The sequence below is a fragment of the Bradyrhizobium sp. genome, assembly GCF_030697065.1.
Lineage (GTDB): Bacteria > Pseudomonadota > Alphaproteobacteria > Rhizobiales > Xanthobacteraceae > Bradyrhizobium.
In genome coordinates this window covers 1-16,975 of sequence record NZ_JAUYQU010000108.1, presented here as the reverse complement: position 1 = coordinate 16,975, position 16,975 = coordinate 1, and the positions used below count along the sequence as shown (strand labels likewise).

General features: G+C 63.7%; 15 protein-coding genes. 3 read left to right on the top strand and 12 right to left on the bottom strand.

The window, feature by feature from the left end; genetic code table 11:
• Window positions 1–149: 149 nt before the first annotated feature.
• The 9 genes from Q8R73_RS08400 to Q8R73_RS08360 form a co-directional block, all read right to left on the bottom strand.
• The gene (locus Q8R73_RS08400; protein WP_305719082.1) at window positions 150–1,001 is read right to left on the bottom strand and encodes an outer membrane protein; all 852 of its coding nucleotides are present in this window, start codon (window positions 999–1,001) and stop codon (window positions 150–152) included.
• A gap of 206 nt (window positions 1,002–1,207) precedes the next feature.
• Complete coding sequence (locus tag Q8R73_RS08395; protein WP_305719081.1) at window positions 1,208–2,071, bottom strand: outer membrane protein; 864 nt, start codon at window positions 2,069–2,071, stop codon at window positions 1,208–1,210.
• Window positions 2,072–2,241: 170 nt separating this feature from the next.
• Window positions 2,242–3,774 carry a murein biosynthesis integral membrane protein MurJ gene (gene murJ, locus Q8R73_RS08390; protein WP_305719080.1) on the bottom strand — a complete coding sequence of 511 codons (1,533 nt, stop codon included), beginning with the start codon at window positions 3,772–3,774 and terminating at the stop codon, window positions 2,242–2,244.
• Window positions 3,775–3,876: 102 nt separating this feature from the next.
• A complete protein-coding gene (locus tag Q8R73_RS08385) occupies window positions 3,877–5,028 on the bottom strand; it encodes a DegT/DnrJ/EryC1/StrS aminotransferase family protein (protein ID WP_305719079.1) in 1,152 nt (383 codons plus the stop codon).
• 52 nt (window positions 5,029–5,080) lie between these two features.
• A complete protein-coding gene (locus Q8R73_RS08380) occupies window positions 5,081–6,046 on the bottom strand; it encodes a Gfo/Idh/MocA family protein (protein ID WP_305719078.1) in 966 nt (321 codons plus the stop codon).
• Window positions 6,047–6,332: 286 nt separating this feature from the next.
• A complete protein-coding gene (locus Q8R73_RS08375; RefSeq protein WP_305719077.1) occupies window positions 6,333–6,887 on the bottom strand; it encodes a sugar transferase in 555 nt (184 codons plus the stop codon).
• Window positions 6,888–6,964: 77 nt separating this feature from the next.
• Complete coding sequence (locus Q8R73_RS08370) at window positions 6,965–7,246, bottom strand: hypothetical protein (protein WP_305719076.1); 282 nt, start codon at window positions 7,244–7,246, stop codon at window positions 6,965–6,967.
• A 70-nt stretch (window positions 7,247–7,316) separates the two neighbouring features.
• Window positions 7,317–8,327: an NAD-dependent epimerase gene (locus Q8R73_RS08365; RefSeq protein WP_305719075.1), complete on the bottom strand. Its 1,011-nt coding sequence runs from the start codon at window positions 8,325–8,327 to the stop codon at window positions 7,317–7,319.
• Window positions 8,328–8,473: 146 nt separating this feature from the next.
• Window positions 8,474–9,886 (bottom strand): mannose-1-phosphate guanylyltransferase/mannose-6-phosphate isomerase, encoded by a 1,413-nt coding sequence (locus Q8R73_RS08360; protein WP_305719074.1) that lies wholly within the window; start codon window positions 9,884–9,886, stop codon window positions 8,474–8,476.
• Between the two features lie 191 nt (window positions 9,887–10,077).
• Here Q8R73_RS08360 and Q8R73_RS08355 point away from each other — a divergent pair, with 191 nt between their 5' ends.
• Together Q8R73_RS08355 and Q8R73_RS08350 are read left to right on the top strand one after the other, a co-directional pair.
• Window positions 10,078–11,037, top strand: a complete 960-nt coding sequence (locus Q8R73_RS08355) for a lysylphosphatidylglycerol synthase transmembrane domain-containing protein (RefSeq protein ID WP_305719073.1) — start codon at window positions 10,078–10,080, stop codon at window positions 11,035–11,037.
• A 137-nt stretch (window positions 11,038–11,174) separates the two neighbouring features.
• Entirely contained in the window at window positions 11,175–11,927 is a 753-nt protein-coding gene (locus Q8R73_RS08350; protein ID WP_305719072.1) for a glycosyltransferase family 2 protein, read from the top strand.
• Here the strand turns inward: Q8R73_RS08350 and Q8R73_RS08345 are convergent.
• From Q8R73_RS08345 to rfaD, 3 genes are all read right to left on the bottom strand, one after another.
• Entirely contained in the window at window positions 11,916–13,859 is a 1,944-nt protein-coding gene (locus Q8R73_RS08345; protein ID WP_305719071.1) for an SDR family NAD(P)-dependent oxidoreductase, read from the bottom strand. The genes Q8R73_RS08350 and Q8R73_RS08345 overlap by 12 nt on opposite strands.
• Before the next feature lie 104 nt (window positions 13,860–13,963).
• Window positions 13,964–15,436, bottom strand: a complete 1,473-nt coding sequence (rfaE1, locus tag Q8R73_RS08340) for a D-glycero-beta-D-manno-heptose-7-phosphate kinase (RefSeq protein WP_305719070.1) — start codon at window positions 15,434–15,436, stop codon at window positions 13,964–13,966.
• A gap of 24 nt (window positions 15,437–15,460) precedes the next feature.
• A complete protein-coding gene (rfaD, locus tag Q8R73_RS08335; RefSeq protein WP_305719069.1) occupies window positions 15,461–16,441 on the bottom strand; it encodes an ADP-glyceromanno-heptose 6-epimerase in 981 nt (326 codons plus the stop codon).
• A 202-nt stretch (window positions 16,442–16,643) separates the two neighbouring features.
• Between rfaD and Q8R73_RS08330 the strand changes: the two genes are divergently transcribed.
• Window positions 16,644–16,975, top strand: a 332-nt coding sequence (locus Q8R73_RS08330) for a glycosyltransferase family 9 protein (RefSeq protein WP_371126060.1), incomplete at its 3' end; no start/stop codon positions are given.

Here is a 16,975-nt window from a genome sequence, read left to right as displayed (position 1 = left end):
CAGCGCAAACCGCTTTCGCAAGGGAATTCGCAGCTCAGACCAAGAGGAAACGTTCGGTTGCACTGCAATCGCCAGCAAAAGCGATCGCCAACGAAAAAGCCCCGGACGATGCCGGGGCTTTTCACTGTAGCGAGCGGCTTTCGCCGAGATCAGTACTTCGCGACCACCGGGCCGCCAAAGTGGTAGTTCACGCCGGCCCGCAGCACGACATCGGTAATGTCCGAATTGTAGTCGAACCGCAGCGGCGGAGAGCTGGTGAGCAGCGTGGCGCTGCCCGAGACGTTGCCGTAATCCATGTAAAGGCCCTCGATCTTGCCGGTCCAGTTGCCGCCAAGCCGGGCTTCGAGGCCCGCGCCGACCACCCAGCCGAACTTGGTCTCATCGTGGCCCCAGGCCGCGGAGGTGGGCACACTGGCGGCAGTAAAGCCGCTGATCACGCCGTCGGTCTTGATTCCCGCGACCGCGAGACCGCCGGTCACATAGAGCAGCACGCTCGGAGTGACGAGGGCGCCAACCCGCGGGCGGAAAGTCGCAAACCAGGAAATTTCCTGGTTGAAGGTCGTCGTCGGCGCGACATTCAGACCAGGTCCGAAAGTAAGCGTGTTGCAAGCGCCGGGCGCCGTTACGCAAGTGAAGCCGCGGCCGCCCCTCTCATCGGTCCATTGGGCGTCGGCTTCGAGGCCGAAGACCCAGTTTCCGAACTGCCAGTTCTTGCCGATCTGGCCGCCGAACAACCATCCGTCGAGATTGATGTTCCCGCTCTCGGTGGGGCTGATCTGAACTCCGGTCAAATTGTTGTAGAACGTGCCTGACGTGTCCGACCGGCCCCAGCTGTAGCCGCCGTTGAGGCCGACATAGAATTTGTCCCAGGTCCAGATTTCGACGATCGGCGGCGGCGCCTTGGTGTAGCGCGGCGCCATATCCGCGGCCGAAGCGATCGAACTCGCAGCCATCGCAGCGAACGCCGCGGTCGCAATTGCCTTGATTGTGGAAGTGCGCATGGCATGACCCTCTTGGTAAGATCAAATCGAAATCTGGCGTGATCTTACCGGGGATTCCCGGCCAAGGGGACGTCCAGTTGCGGTGCTCCGGCATTTTGCTCACGGATGTTGCAAAAAGGCGCCACTGCTCCGATAGGGCCGTTCCTCACGCAAAGCCCCGGAAAACGCCGGGGCTTTGATTGTTAGGAGAAACGCTGGTGCCGGGATCAGTATTTCGCGACCACCGGGCCGCCGAAATGGTAGTTCACGCCGGCTCGCAGCACGACGTCGGTGATGTCTGACCTGTAGTCGAACCGCAGCGGCGGATTGCTGGTGGCGAGAACCGGGCTGCCCGAAACGCTGCCGTAGTCCATGTAGAGGCCTTCGATCTTGCCGGTCCAATTGCCGCCCAGGCGTGCTTCGAGACCCGCTCCGATCACCCAGCCCCACTTGGTGGCGTCGTTGCTCCAGGCCACCGAAGTGGGTGTCTGTATGGCTGTAAAGCCACTGAGGACGCCGTCGGTCTTGATTCCCGCGACCGCGAGGCCACCGGTCACGTAAAGCAGCGCCGACGGCGTGACGAGCATGCCGACACGCGGGCGCAGGGTTACGAACCATTCGATATGCTGGTTGAAGCTCGTGGTCGGCGAGACGCCGGCACCGGGTCCAGCAGTAATAAAATTGCAAACGCCGCCGGGGGGGGCCGTCGGCGTAACGCAGGTGAAGCCGCGACCGCCCTTCTCGTCGGTATACTGGCCGTCGGCTTCGAGGCCCACGACCCAGTTTCCGAACTGCCAGTTCTTGCCGATCTGGCCGCCGATAAGCCATCCGTCGAGATGGATGGTCCCGGTCTCGGTGGGGCTGAGCTGAACCCCGGTCAGATTGTTGTAGAACGTACCTGAGGTGTCCGATCGGCCCCAGCTATAGCCGCCGTTGAGGCCGACGTAGAATTTGTCCCAGGTCCAGATTTCGACAACCGGCGGCGGCGCCTTGGTGTAGCGCGGCGCCATATCCGCCGCGGACGCGATCGAACTCGCAGCGATTGCGGCGAAAGCCGTGGTCGCGATTGCCTTGAATGTGGAAGCGCGCATGGGAGCTCCTCTCCATAGGATCAAATCAAAAACCTGACGTTGAGCTTAGTGGAGAATCTCGGTCATGGGGATACGCGGTTGCATCGCTCCAGCATTTTGCTCGCGGATGTTGCAAAAAGGCGGCAGTGCGGCAGCAAGCTCGCGGTATGACATTGAAAGGTCGATGAAATTCAGGAGGACCGCACCAGCGCTAGCAGCCATCGGCGGCCAAACAGCAGCAGGATCAAGCCGGCATAGACCACCGCGCCGGTGATTATCAGGAGCAGCAGCACCGTTTCGTCGCGCAGCGTGCTCCAATGCGCCAGTTGCTGATTGGCGTACCAGCCGGCCGACCACAGCACGGCCGCCAGGACGATCCCGCACAAGGCGAACTTCGCCAGCGACTGCATCAGCGCGCGGTCGAGGACGAGGTACCCTGCCCGCACCGCGAAGGCGATCACCAGCAGCAGGTTGATCCAGGCACCGACCGCGGTCGCTAGCGCGAGACCGACCTGTGCCAGTGAACCGACCAGCGCGATCTTGAGCGCGATATTGACGGCGATGCCGGTTAGCGCCGCCTTGACCGGCGTCGCGGTATCCTGGCGGGCATAGAAGGTCGCGACCGCGCTGCGGATCAGCACGAACGGGATCAATCCGATCGCGTAGGCGGCGAGCGTGGCGCCGGCCGCCGCGGCATCGGCTTTCGAGAATGCGCCGCGCGCGAACATCGCGCGCATGATGACGTCCGGCACCGTCAGGAACGCAGCGACGAACGGCACCGAAAACAGCAGCGTGAAGTCGAAGGCCCGCCGCTGCGACGCCATCGCGCCGGCCTGATCGTTCGCCGTCAGCCGTCGCGACATCTCCGGCAGCAGCACGGTGCCGATGGCGATGCCGATCACGCCGATCGGAAGCTGGTTGAGCCGGTCGGCATAATACAGCGCCGAGAGCGCCCCCGCCGGCAGGAACGTCGCGATGATGGTGTCGGCGAAAAGCGCGACCTGCGTGCCCATCGAACCAACCGTTGCAGGCCCCAGTGCACGAAAGAAGCGGCGGACATCCTCGTCGAGCTTGAGCGGTGCAAATTTCGGCAGGATGCCGCTCCTGGCCGCGTCGCCCGCCAGCAGGAAGAATTCGAGGAAGCCCGCGATCAGCACGCCCCATGCGGCGGCATGGCCGACGCCGGGAAAGAACGCCGCCAGCGCCAACGTCGCCATCATCGACAAATTGAGAAACACCGGCGCCGCCGCGTAGCTGGCGAAGCGGTGCATGACGTTGAGCATGCCGCCATAGAGCGTCACCAGCGTGATCAGCAGCAGATAGGGAAACGTGATCCGCGTCAGTTCGACCGCGAGTTCGCCGCGTACGGGATCAGCGGAAAATCCCGGCGCCAGAATGGCGATCACCTGCGGCATGAACAGCCATGCCACCGCCAGCAACGCCAGTTGCGTCAGAAACAGCAGGGTGAAGATGCGATCGGCGAACAGACTGGCGGAGCCAGCCCCGCGCTCGCCGAGGACATGCGAGTAGGCCGGCACGAATGCCGCATTGAAAGCACCCTCGGCGAAAATCGCCCGGAAGTGATTGGGCAGCCGCAACGCCACGAAGAACGCGTCGGCCACCGGGCCGGCGCCGAGAATGGCCGCGAGCATGATGTCGCGCGCAAACCCGGTCACCCGCGAAAGGAGCGTAAAGCCGCCGACGGTGAAGATACGTCCGAGCATCAGCCGCTTCTACAGCAAGCGGCAGCGCCGCAAAATGGTGAAATCAGCAGAATTTCTTTTTGCGCATGATCTTCTCCGAAGACCGGATTCCACTTTTCGGGATCATGCGCCAAGCGCGCCGCGCACAGCCCTGATGATCCGCTCCTGTGTCGGTTCATCGAGATAGGCATGCATCGGCAGGCTGATGACATCGTCGGAAAGCCGTTCGCACGCCGGCAAACCGCCGTCGGCGACCGGAAAATCCCGATAGGCGGTCTGCTGATGCATCGATTTCGGATAATAGATCGCGGTCGGGACGCCCTGCGCCTTCAGCGCCGCAGCGAACCCGTCGCGGTCGCAGCCCGCGGGCAGCCGGATGGTATACTGCGCCCAAATCGACGTGCAGCCGCTGGCGAGGCGCGGCACCGACACCACATTGCCGAGGCCGCGCGCATAGCGCTCCGCGACCAGGTTGCGCGCGGCGATCTCGTCGTCGAAAATCTTCAGTTTCTCGAGCAGGATCGCCGCCTGCATGGTGTCGAGCCGCCCGGTAAGCCCGAGACGGACATTGTCGTACTTGTCGGAGCCTTGGCCATGGACGCGGATGCTGCGCAGGGTTTCGGCAAGAGCGGCGTCATCGGTGAAGATCGCGCCACCGTCGCCGTAGCAGCCCAGCGGCTTGGCGGGGAAAAAGCTTGTCGCCGTGGCAAGGCCGAGGGTGCCGAGGCGGCGGCCCTTGTAGCTGGCGCCGAACGCCTGCGCCGCGTCGTCGAGCACGAACAGGCCCTCGGCCTCCGCCACCGCCGCGATGGCATCATGATCGGCACTCTGCCCGAACAGGTCGACGGGCATCACCGCCTTCGGCGCGAGACCGCGCTTTCGCGCGGTGGCGATGCCGCGCTTCAGCGAATCCACGTCCATGTTGAAGGTCGCTTCGTCGACATCAACGAAAACAGGCACGGCTCCGGTCAACGCCACCGCTTCGCCGGTCGCGCAGAACGTGAACGACGGACAGAACACCGCATCGCCGCGGCCGACACCCTTGGCCATCAGCACCATCAGCAGCGCGTCGGTACCGCTGGCGCAGGTCACGACATATTTTGCGCCGCTGTATTCGGCGAGCGCGGCCTCCAGCGCGGTCACTTCCGGACCATTGATGAACTGACAATGCGTGAGCACGCGGGTCACCGCCTCATCGATCGCCGGGCCGAGGCGGCGGCGCTGCGCCGCGATGTCGATGAACGGTACGGGTTCTGGACGCAGATGCTGGTTCATGGAGCCTTGCGAAGATTCTTGCGAGGATTGGGACTGGGACATTCAGGGATCGCTAGCCGACGACGCGGCGTGGCCCCTTGCGGGCGGAGGACGCGGCGGGCCGGGTGGGCGTTTCCAGGCAGCGGATGGCGATTTCGAGGCTGGCAACGCCTTCGGCGCCGGTAACCGCGGGGACGGCGCCGGAGTTCACCGCGCCGAGAAACGAAATCAGTTCGGCGCGCAGCGGCTCGTCATGGCCAACCGGCAGATGGCGCATCGAATAGCTGCCGTCCGGCTTGAAGCCGAAGCATTCGGTGACCTGGCGGGTCAGCAGATCGCCCATCACATACTTGCCCCTGGTCGCGACCGTGACGCTGCGCGCCTTGAAGGGAGTCAGCCAGTTGGTGTTGATATGGGCGAGCACGCCGGAGGCGGTCCGGAACTGCAACAGCGCGATATCCTCGCGCTCGGCGATGGCGCTGGACAATTGCGGCTGCACCTCGACGATATCGGACTCGGTGAACCAGCGGATCAGATCGATGTCGTGCACGGCGAGGTCGATCACCACCCCGACGTTCGACATCCGCGGCGGAAACGGACCGACGCGCGTGATGGCGATCGAGAGGATATCTTCGCCCGCCAGCGCCTGCTTGATGGCGGCGACCGCGGGATTGAAGCGTTCGACGTGCCCCACCATCAGCGTCACGCCGGCGCGGCCGGCCGCCTCGACGATGTCGCGTCCTTCCTCGACCGTGGATGCGATCGGCTTTTCGACCAGGATGTGAATGCCGCGGGCGATGCAGGCGAGCGCCACCTCATGATGGAGATGCGTCGGTGCGGCAATGGTCACGGCATCGACGCCCTCGGCGAGCAGTTCGTCCAGCGTGGAAAAGGCCCGACAGCCGGCCAGCTCAGTGGCGCGGGTACGATGCTCCGGCAATGGATCGACGATCCCGACCAGCGTGGTATCCGGCAGCCCGGCCAGGACGCGCGCGTGGTTGGTGCCCATGACACCTGCGCCGATAACGCCGACTCGCATCAAAATCCCCTTCGCACCCCAAGCCTTGTCGCTTTAAGCCATTCCAAAAGCTTGCAAATTCTGGAAGGCGCCGCTCCACTCCGCGGTCGGCCGCATGGTCGCTTAACAGGCCCTCTCGCGCACAGGAATACACAATTTGCTGCACTCCGTTACCAACCATGCTGCTGGCAGGCCATTCCGCGGCCGACGGATCACCCTGACACACCGCTCTATATACCTGCCGGGCACATTTGGCATCCGGCTGGGAACCATGGGGAGGCTACTCAAATGTACCATCAACCCACCGTCACCGGTTCGCCGCATCTCCGGAGCCGGCGCCGAGCACCGTGGCTGCAACGATGCGCAGATCGCCGGTAAATGTCTGGTTCTCGATATAGCTTGCATCGGCCTCGGCGAGTTTCTCGGGCGTCGACATGTCGATGGAGGCCAGTTGGGCCGGCCCGGTGATTCCGGGACGGATCCGGAAGACGTCGCGGGCACGGCGCGCCGCGATCACCTCGCTTTGGTTGGGCAGACAGGGCCGCGGGCCGACCAGGCTCATGTCTCCCCGCAGCACGTTGAAAAGCTGCGGCAGTTCGTCAAGCTTCGAAGACCGCAAGCGCCGTCCGGTCGGCGTAATCCAGCTGTCGTCGACTTCATGAGAACCGGCGCTGGGGGCGCCGTGCGCCATGGTCCGAAACTTGTAGCACCTGAACGGCTTTTCGAATTTGCCGATCCGGGTTTGCACGAACAGGACGCCACCGGGCGAAGACCGTGCGACGAACCACGCAATGATCAGCATGAAGGGCATCAGCACGATCAGCCCGCATGCCGAAACGAAGAAATCGAAGGTTCTCTTCATGGCTGGCCCGTCGGTGATGGTCGAACCGACCGGTCAACCATACAGCGGTCCACTGACGGACACGGTGTTCGTGCCGCCTAAGCCGATTGGGCTACCGGGTCAAGGTCGAACCCTTGAAAACAACGCGCGGTCTGCCGCAGACCTTCGCTCACGCACTTGCGCCAGCCAAGCAGTTCCCGGATCTTGGTCACGTCCACCTGCAACGAATCGATTAGCCGGCTGGTGATCGCGCGCTGCCCGATCATCGCGGCTCCCAGGGTGGCAAAAGCTGCCAGTTCCATCTCCAGGAGAACTGTTTCAACCCGAAATTGTGGACGACAAACCGCATTGGCATCTTGAGCGCAAGCGGAGCGGCCCATTTCCCCCGGTCCCCGCCGACGTCATCTACCCGCCATGCCGCCAGCGCCGGCTGGGAATCCCACAGGTCGTTCAGGCGACGCGATAATAATCCCTGTACCAATCGACAAAGCGCTGAACGCCGTCTTCGATTGCCGTTTTTGGTTGAAAGCCGATATCGGACACCAGCGCCTCGACATCGGCGTAGGTGCGCGGCACATCGCCGGGCTGAAGCGGCAGCATTTTCTTCACCGCCTTCCTGCCCACGGCCTTCTCGATGCATTCGATGAAATACATCAGTTCGATCGGCTGGTTGTTTCCGATATTGTACAGACGGTAGGGCGCCGCCGACGTGCCCGGATCCGGCTTTGCGCCATTCCAGTCCGGATTGGGTGTCGCGACCTTGTCCAGCGTCCTTACAACCCCTTCGACAATATCGTCGATGTAGGTGAAATCGCGGGCATGCTTGCCGAAATTGAACACATCGATCGGCTCGCCGGCGATGATCTTCCTGGTGAACAGGAAGAGCGACATGTCCGGACGGCCCCATGGGCCGTAAACGGTGAAGAAGCGCAGGCCGGTTACCGGCAGGCCATAGAGATGGGAGTAGGAATGCGCCATCAGCTCATTGGCCTTCTTGCTGGCGGCATACAGGTTCAGGGGATGATCGACGTTATCGTGGACGCTGAACGGCATACTGGTATTGGCGCCGTAAACCGAGCTCGAAGAACCATAGACCAGATGCTTGATATCGTGATGGCGGCACCCTTCCAGGATATGCAGAAAGCCGACAAGGTTGGAATCGACGTAGGAATGGGGATTCTCGAACGCGTAGCGGACCCCTGCCTGCGCGGCGAGGTTGACGACGCGATCCGGCCTGTGCTCTGCAAACACCCGCTCGATTTCCCCGCGGTCGGCAAGGTCGGCTTTCACGAACTGAAAACGGTTCTGTCCCTGCAGCCGCGCCAGGCGGGCCAGTTTGAGGTTCACGTCGTAATAGTCATTGAGGTTGTCGAGCCCGATGACGTCATCGCCGCGGGCAATCAAGGTCGTCGCGGTTTGCGAGCCGATGAAACCTGCGACACCGGTGACCAGAACTTTCATTCCATCAATCTCCCGACGCCTGCCGCCGCGGCTCACCCATCGGTTGTCCTCCAAAGCGGATAGCTGGCCTCCTCACCACCGATCGTCCGTCAGGCTTGTTCGGGACATCCTTCGCCACCAACCGTTCCGCCAAACTGGCACGGGTGTCAAACCCGCCGGTAGTCGTCCTCGATGCGGATGATATCGTCCTCCCCGAGATAGCTTCCGGTCTGGACCTCGATCAATTCCAGCGAGATCTTGCCCGGATTTTCCAGCCGGTGCGTGGCGCCGATCGGAATGTAGATCGATTCATTCTCGTGCACGGTCTTGACCAGTTCGTTGACCGTCACGCGCGCCGCACCCCGCACCACGATCCAGTGCTCGGAGCGATGGTGATGCTTCTGCAATGAGAGGCGACCGCCCGGCTTCACGATGATGCGCTTGACCTGATGGCGATCGCCATTGTCGACGGATTGATAGGATCCCCAGGGCCGGTGCACCTTGATGTGTTCTTCGGTTACCTGGGGCGCAAAGGTCTTCAGTTTCGCGACCAGCCGCTTCAGCCCGTTGGCATCCTTCTGGCGCGACACCAGAATGGCGTCCTGTGTTGCCACCACCACGAGATCGTCGACGCCTTCCAGCGCCACCAGCGCCCTGTCGGTCGAAACGTTGCAGTTGCGGGAATCCTCGAACACCGCGGCGCCCTGCGCGGCGTTGCCCTCGGCATCCTTGTCCGACAGCTCCCACACGGCGTGCCAGGAGCCGACGTCGGACCAGCCGCAGGAGACCTGAACCACCGCGGCGCGCGCGGTCTTTTCCATCACCGCGTAATCGATCGAGATCGCCCTGGCCTTTCCGAACGACTCCGGATCGAGCGTCACGAATCCGAGATCGCGTCCGGCGCCGGTCACCGCCGCCGTGACGGCCTGCACGCTGTCGGCATCCACCTTACGGTATTCATCGAGCAGCATCGCGGCCCGAAACATGAAGTTGCCGCTGTTCCAGAGATAGCCCAGCTTGATATAGCCAGCGGCGGTTGCCGGATCCGGCTTCTCGACAAATTTGGCAACGCTGCGGACTTCGCCCGATATCGGGTCACCCGGGCTGATATAGCCGTACTCGGTCGCCGCACGTTCGGGCTTCACGCCGAAAGTCACGATGCTGCCGGCCTCGGCCGCGACCAGCCCCTTGCGGCAGGCGGCGACGAAAGCCGGGGTATCGCCCACCACATGGTCCGCGGCGAGCGCCAGGACCACCGCATCGGCATCGCGGATTTGCGCGAAGGCGGCACCTGCCGCAATCGCCGGCCCGGAATCGCGTCGCATCGGCTCCAAGAGGATATCCGCCTCAATGCCGAGCTCCGCCAGTTGCTCCAGCACCATGAAGCGATAGGCCGTATTGGTGATGATGATCGGACGCTCGAACAAGGCGGCCTCCGACACCCTCAGCAACGTATCCTGAAACGTCGAACGCGTGCCGAACAGCGGCAGGAACTGCTTCGGACGCACCTCGCGCGAGGCGGGCCAGAGCCGGGTCCCGGCGCCGCCACACATGATCAACGGGATTATTCGCCCTGCCATTGGCTCCTCGAACTTCCTGATGTCGACGGCTTCACGGCCTCTTTACCCGTCGTGTCGAGGGTGCCGCAATACCCAGTTGCCCGGCTATTGCCAGATCGGCCTCAAAACCATACCAAGACGGACGAAATTCAATGCGCGGTTGCCGGATCGCGCAATATTAACCCTTTCTCGAACCGAAGAGCGCGCACCGCATGCGCCGGATTCTGCTTTCAGCGTTAAAGATACTGATTTCCGCGGGGCTGCTTTATCTCGCGCTCCGCAAGGTCGATTTCTACGAGCTCGCCTCGCGCTTCAACGTCGCGAGCCTGGGCTGGATCGGGCTTGCGATCGCCGTCATGTTCCTGCAGATCTTCGTCGGCGTGCTGCGGTGGCGCGAGGTCAGCGCCGAATGCGGCGCGCCGCTCGGAACCGCGCAGGCGACGCGCTACAATGTAATCGGGACATTCTTCAATCAGACGCTGCCCTCCTCGATCGGCGGCGACGCGGTGCGGTTGTGGCTGGTCGCACGCGCCGGCGCCGGCTGGCGGGCGGCGACCTACTCCATCTTCGTCGATCGCGCGATCGGCCTGATCGCGCTTGCGGTCGTCATCGTGGCGACGTTGCCCTGGAGTTACAATCTGATCACCGATCCGCAGGGCCGCACCGCGCTGCTCGCGATCGATTTCGCCGCTCTTGCGGGCGGCCTGGGATTCCTGATCCTGGGCAGGTTGCCATGGCCGTGGCTGAAGCGCTGGTGGGGCACCAACCACCTGCATGCCTGTTCGGTGATCGCCAACCGCGTCATCTTCAGCCGGGACCGCGGTCCGAAAATCGCGGCGCTGTCGTTTCTGGTTCACCTGCTCGCCGTCGTCATCGCATGGTGCGTCGTGCAATCGATCGCAGCGCCCGTGGTGTTCGGCCAGATCTTTCAGCTGGTCCCGCCGGTCATGCTCATCACCATGCTGCCGATCTCGATCGCCGGCTGGGGTGTCCGCGAGGCCACCATGGGCCTGGCATTCGGCTATGCCGGGCTGATGAGCAGTGAAGGCGTCAATATCTCGCTGCTGCTTGGCGCCGTGTCGTTCATCGTCGGCGCCTTCGGCGGGCTGGTGTGGATATTCAGCGCCGAAAAGGCGGCCAAGGGCGCCGCGCCGATCGAGGTTCGCGACTGAATGCACGCGTCGGGCGAGGCCCGCCGTCGTCCTGCAACTTGACGAAGCTGAGCAGCAACGATGCGGGCAGTCGGCAGGACCGGCGGTTTTTGACAGCGCCATTCGGCCTCGGTAACCTGACGCCGCACGAGACAGCAATGAAGATCAGCGTCGTCACAGCGAGTTACAATTCACAGGCAACGATCGGCTTCACGATCCAGTCCTTTCTCGAGCAGGACCATCCCGAAAAGGAAATGCTGGTGATCGACGGCGCATCCAGCGATGCGACGCTGAAGATCGTCGAGTCGTTCGGGTCCGACGCGATACGCGTGTTCTCGCAGAAGGACCAGGGCGTCTACGATGCGATGAACAAGGGCTTTCACCTGTTCGAGGGCGACGCTATCGGGTTCCTGAATTCCGACGACACGTTTCACGATTCGCGCGTCCTCAGCGACATCGCCGCGGCCTTGCAGGATGCCGACATCGCCTATGGCGACCTGCATATGGTGACGGATCATCGCACCAAGCGCGTGGTGCGTTCATGGCGCGGCGGAACATTCAATCGCCATTCGTTTCAGCTCGGCTGGGTGCCTCCGCACCCGACCTTCTACATGCGCAAGGAAGTGGCGCTGAAGGTCGGCGACTATGATCTGAGCTATGTCACGACCGCCGATTACGACTACATGCTGCGGGCAATGGCGCTGAACGATTTCAGGGCGCGCTACATCCCGCGGGTTCTCGTGGACTTCCAGATCGGCGGCATCAGCACCCAGGGCTGGCGCATCACCCTGCGCGCAAACCTGGAATGCTTGCGATCACGGCGCCAACACCTCAACGCGCCGATCATCGACCCCGCATTTTTCCTGCGTTTCGTCAGGCGGATTTTCCAGATCCGCCGATCAGGATCGTAGCAAGGTGCCGGCGGCCGCGGATTCCTCTGCCGCGGGCGAGCCGAACTCCGGTACCGCATCCTTCAACACCGCCCTGATGGTCGTTCGGTCATCCCGGACGATGGCCTCGTCCAGCGCCGCGAGCCATTTGCGCAAGGCAGCCATCGGTGGCTCGTTGGGCTTGGCCGCCATGATTCCGGCGACGCCGATCGCGACCGCGGGCTCCTCGGCGGCGAACAGGATTTCGTTCAGCCGCTCCCCCGGCCGCACGCCGCTGAACACAATATCGATGTCGTGGCCCGGCTGCAGGCCGGACAACCGGATCATGCGCTCGGCGAGGTCGACGATCCTGACCGGCTGGCCCATGTTCAGCACGTAGACCGAAACATCCGCCGGCGCCGGCGACAGCGCGTGGGTGGCCGCGGTCAGCACCAGGTCGCAGGCTTCCCGGATGGTCATGAAGTACCTGACCATGTCGGGATGCGTGACCGTGACCGGCCCGCCGGCCTCGATCTGCGCCTTGAACTTCGGCACCACCGACCCGTTCGACGCCAGCACGTTGCCGAAGCGTACGGAAATCAACCGCATCCGCGGCCTGCCGCCCTGCTCCGCCGCCAGATCGTGATCGAGCGCCTGGCAATACATCTCGGCGAATCGCTTGGTCAGCCCCAGCATCGAGACCGGCTCGATCGCCTTGTCGGTCGAGATCATCACCATCGCGGTGGCGCCCGCAGCCAGTGCTGCGTCGGCGACGTTGACCGATCCGAAGATGTTGGTCTTGACGCCCTCGCTCCAGTCGCGCTCCAGGATCGGCACGTGCTTGAGCGCGGCGGCGTGGAACACGATGTCCGGCTTGAACTCGATCATCAGCCGATGCATGCGCTCGCGATCGCGGATGTCCGCGATCCGGCCCTCGATCACGGCACTGCCGCCATGCGCGGCCAGCGTTTCCGTCACGGCGTAGAGCGCCGGTTCGGAGTTCTCGATCACCAGCAGCCGTCCGGCGCCGAAAGTCACGACACGGTCGCAAATTTCCGAACCGATGGAACCGCCGCCGCCCGTGACGATCACCGCCTTGTCCCTCACCAGGCCCTCGAGACGCGCATAGTCGATCTTTTCGCTGGGACGCAGCAGCAAATCCTCGACGGCCACATTGGTCAGCCGCGGAACGTCTCCGCTCTCCAGCGACGGAAGCCGGCTGACGATCAGCCCGTGGCGACGGGCCCGCATCAGCACGGCCTCGGGATGCGACTCGGGTTCGAATGCCGACGGTGTCATCACCACACGCATGATTGGCTTGTTGCGCCGCGCGAAATCGCCGATCACGTCCTCGAGATCGTCGATCCCGCCCAGCACCGGAATATCCCGAATGGTCTGGCCGCGGTCGGCAGGCGACGGCGACAGCAGCCCGACCGGCCAGATCCGCTTCACGGCGCCGCTTTCGATGCCGCGCAGCAGAATTTCGGCATCCGCGGCGCGGCCGACCAGCAGGGTCGCCGAGGCGTCTTCCGACCTGGCGTGATGGCGCACGCGGGTATAGCGGAAATAGCGATAGGCGAATCGCAGCGCGCTCAGGAAGAAGACTTCAAGAAAGAAGTAGAGAACGATGTTGATCCTGCCGAGGAAGAAGGTGGTGCCGCTGCCGGGCGCAACGATCACGTAGTCCAGCACCACCAGTCCCAGCGTCAGCACGGCCGCAACGCGCATGATATTCAGCGCGTCCGGCAGCGAAATGAACCGCCATTTCGTGGTGGTGAGGTTGAACGTGTAGGCAACCACGACACTGAAGGCGACGAACCAGGGCAGAATGCGCAGCAACAGCGGCAGGCGATCGAAAAACGCGTCGCCCTCGAACCGAAGATAGAAGCTCACCAGCAGCGCGAGCGCCGTCGCGAGCGCGTCGTGCGTGGCGATCAGCACGTTGCGCAGGGTCAGATTCGAGAGCCGCATCATTTCGCCGACCGGTAACGAGGAAAATTCGGGTGCCGCAGCAAACCCGCTGATAGCTCATCCCGCGCGTGCATGCCAGCCGGCGCAGGCGGAACCTGCGGCAGCGCTCACGCCTTGTCCCCACGGGCGCGATTGACCAGCGAGGTCGTGGAGAAGCCTGGCAACACGTCAATCAGCAGAACTTCGCCGCCATGGGCTTCGACGATCTCGTGGCCCACCACCTGGTCGCGGGTGTAATCCCCGCCCTTCACCAGCACGCTCGGCTTGATCGCGGCGATCAGCATGATCGGCGTGTCCTCCTCGAAGACCACCACGAGATCGACTGCCTCCAGCGCCGCCAGCACTTCCGCGCGCGCGCGTTCGTCCTGGACCGGGCGCGCTTCGCCCTTCAGCCGTTTCACCGAGGCGTCGCTGTTGAGACCGACGATCAGCCGGTCGCAGGCGCCGCGCGCCGCGGTCAACACCTTGACGTGGCCGGGGTGCAGGATGTCGAAACAGCCGTTGGTGAAACCGACCCGCAACCCCTGCCGGCGCCAATCCGCAAGCTGCGCCTCGAGGCCGGTGCCTGAAGCCACGATCTTTTCTTCCGCCGCGAGAAAGGCATGCGGCAGGATTTTCCGCCGCAGCTCGGCTGACGTCACGCTGGCGGTGCCCTTCTTGCCGACGGCAACGGCTGCGGCGGCATTCGCCATCCGCAACGCGGTTTCCCAATCGGCTCCGGCGGAAAGCGTGACCGCCAGCACCGCGGCGACGGTGTCGCCGGCGCCGGAGACGTCGCGTACCTTCACCGGATGCGCCGGGACATGGATCGCCTCGCCGTGGCGCGGCACCAGCGTCATGCCGTTCTCGCTCTGCGTCACCAGGATGGCTTCGCAGTCCGCCAATTGCATCGCGTCCTGTGCGGCGTCGGCAATGCTCTTTTCGGTGTCGGCGCGGCTGCGGGTCGCCTCCGCGAATTCCTTGCGGTTGGGCGTCAGCAGCGTGGCGCCGCGATAGATCGCGAAATTGGCGCTCTTGGGATCGACGATCACGCGCTTGCCGAGCTTCTTCGCGGCGTCGATGACGTTGCGGATCACGCGCGCGGTGAGCACGCCCTTCGCATAGTCGGACAACAGCACGATGTCCGCGCGGGAGATTTGCGGCAGGATCGCGTCGATCAGCTTCTGCTCGACCGCGGCGGACGCCGGCTGCGCCAATTCCCAGTCCGCACGCAGCATGTGAGTGGAGAAATGTTCGGAGACGAAACGCACCTTTCGCGTCGTCGGCCGCGACGGGTCGGAAACCAGCACGCTCTCGATTCTGTTTTCCTGGGAAAGCGCCGATTTCAGCGCCGCGCCGGCGCCGTCCTCGCCGATCAAACCGACAAAAATGCAGCGCGCGCCGAGCGAGCCGATGTTGCGCGCGACGTTGCCGGCGCCGCCGATATTGGTCTCGCTCCGCCGCACCGCGATGACCGGCGCCGGCGCTTCCGGCGAGATCCGCGAGACCTCGCCATAGACGAATTCGTCGAGCATGAGGTCGCCGACACAGAGCACCGTCTGGCCGGCAATCGCTCCCGACAGGGCTTCAAAATCGAACATTTTTTCTCGTCATCTGTTGCGCCGTCAGCGGAAACGGTCGGTGCGATTCAGAACATCACCGACATAGGCAGAAACCGCGTCTTCCAGCGGCGTAAAGCCGCCATTGTAGCCGGCGCGCTGCAGCCGATCGACCTCGCTTTGGGTGAAATACTGGTAGCTGTCGCGAATTTTCTCGGGCATGTCGACATACTGGATGTTCGCGGATGTGCCAAGCGCGGTATAGGCCGAGAGGATCAGGTCCCTGAAACTGCGCGCGGTGCCGGTTCCGACGTTGAAGATGCCGCTGACATCGGGGCTGGCCATCAGCCACATCATCACCCGCACCACGTCGTCGACATAGATGAAATCGCGCCGCTGATCGCCGTCGGCGATGCCGTCGCGGTGGGATTTGAACAGCTGCACGGCGCGGCCGGCCTTGATGTCGTCGAAGCGCCGCGCCAGCACGCTCATCATCGTGCCCTTGTGATATTCATTGGGGCCGAACACGTTGAAGAATTTCAGGCCGGCCCATTGCGGCGGCAGCCGCTCGCCGTTGGCCGCGCGTTCGGCGACCGCCATGTCGAACAGATGCTTGCTCCAGCCGTACAAATTCATCGGCCGCAGCGTCTTCAGCGCCGGTAACGACGGGTCGTCGGCAAAACCCTGCGCGCCATCGCCATAGGTCGCCGCCGACGAGGCGTAGATGAACGGCGTCGGATTGGCCGTGCACCAGTCGAGCAGCCGCATCGACAGCCGGAAATTGGTTTCGATGACGAGATCGCCATCGGTGGCCGTGGTCTCGGAGATGGCGCCGAGATGGATCACGGCATCGAGCCGGCGGCCCCTCAGCCAGTCCGCGAGGCCCGCCGGCGGCACGAAGTCCGCAAGCTGGCGCTTGGCCAGATTGCGCCATTTGCCCTCATGGCCGAGCACGTCGCAAACCGCGACATCGGCACGGCCGGCGTCATTCAACGCGGCCACGACGTTCGATCCGATAAAACCGGCGCCTCCGGTCACCAGCAGCATTCAGCACCCTGCCCTTGATTTGGGATGCCAGCTTTGCCCCAGTCAGGCGCGGCAGGCAACTTGGGTCATGCCGCGTGGTGAAGACAGCCGGCGCGGCTTTACGTCGGGAAGCGGAGCGGTTACCGACGGAGCCGAAATCAAAATTGCGAAAACAACCCCATGCAATGCAAGAGCGGGGGTGGCCGGGTACCAGCACAAAGATATGATTCTTAATTCAATAGATGGGATCGCGGTGGAGGGTGCGGCGGACACCCGGCCGATCCTGATCGTCCCGTATATGTGGATCGGCGATTTCGTGCGCGGCCACACCGTGGTGCGGGTGCTGAAAGCGCGCTGGCCGAACCGGCCGGTCGACCTGCTGGTCACCCCGCTATGCGCCCCGCTGGTCGATTATATGCCGGGCGTCCGCTCCGGGATCGTCTGGGACCTGCCGCGCAGCCGGCTTGCGGTGGCCAAGCAATGGGGCCTGGCGCAGCAGCTGCGGGCCCGGGGCTACGGCACCGCGCTGGTGCTGCCGCGCACCTGGAAGTCGGC

Bases quoted from the DNA above. Each gene is read 5' to 3' on its own strand.
- Q8R73_RS08400 (WP_305719082.1), bottom strand. From the start codon at position 1,001: ATGCGCACTTCCACAATCAAGGCAATTGCGACCGCGGCGTTCGCTGCG.
- Q8R73_RS08395 (WP_305719081.1), bottom strand. From the start codon at position 2,071: ATGCGCGCTTCCACATTCAAGGCAATCGCGACCACGGCTTTCGCCGCA.
- murJ (WP_305719080.1), bottom strand. From the start codon at position 3,774: ATGCTCGGACGTATCTTCACCGTCGGCGGCTTTACGCTCCTTTCGCGG.
- Q8R73_RS08385 (WP_305719079.1), bottom strand. From the start codon at position 5,028: ATGAACCAGCATCTGCGTCCAGAACCCGTACCGTTCATCGACATCGCG.
- Q8R73_RS08380 (WP_305719078.1), bottom strand. From the start codon at position 6,046: ATGCGAGTCGGCGTTATCGGCGCAGGTGTCATGGGCACCAACCACGCG.
- Q8R73_RS08375 (WP_305719077.1), bottom strand. From the start codon at position 6,887: ATGAAGAGAACCTTCGATTTCTTCGTTTCGGCATGCGGGCTGATCGTG.
- Q8R73_RS08370 (WP_305719076.1), bottom strand. From the start codon at position 7,246: ATGGGCCGCTCCGCTTGCGCTCAAGATGCCAATGCGGTTTGTCGTCCA.
- Q8R73_RS08365 (WP_305719075.1), bottom strand. From the start codon at position 8,327: ATGAAAGTTCTGGTCACCGGTGTCGCAGGTTTCATCGGCTCGCAAACC.
- Q8R73_RS08360 (WP_305719074.1), bottom strand. From the start codon at position 9,886: ATGGCAGGGCGAATAATCCCGTTGATCATGTGTGGCGGCGCCGGGACC.
- Q8R73_RS08355 (WP_305719073.1), top strand. From the start codon at position 10,078: ATGCGCCGGATTCTGCTTTCAGCGTTAAAGATACTGATTTCCGCGGGG.
- Q8R73_RS08350 (WP_305719072.1), top strand. From the start codon at position 11,175: ATGAAGATCAGCGTCGTCACAGCGAGTTACAATTCACAGGCAACGATC.
- Q8R73_RS08345 (WP_305719071.1), bottom strand. From the start codon at position 13,859: ATGATGCGGCTCTCGAATCTGACCCTGCGCAACGTGCTGATCGCCACG.
- rfaE1 (WP_305719070.1), bottom strand. From the start codon at position 15,436: ATGTTCGATTTTGAAGCCCTGTCGGGAGCGATTGCCGGCCAGACGGTG.
- rfaD (WP_305719069.1), bottom strand. From the start codon at position 16,441: ATGCTGCTGGTGACCGGAGGCGCCGGTTTTATCGGATCGAACGTCGTG.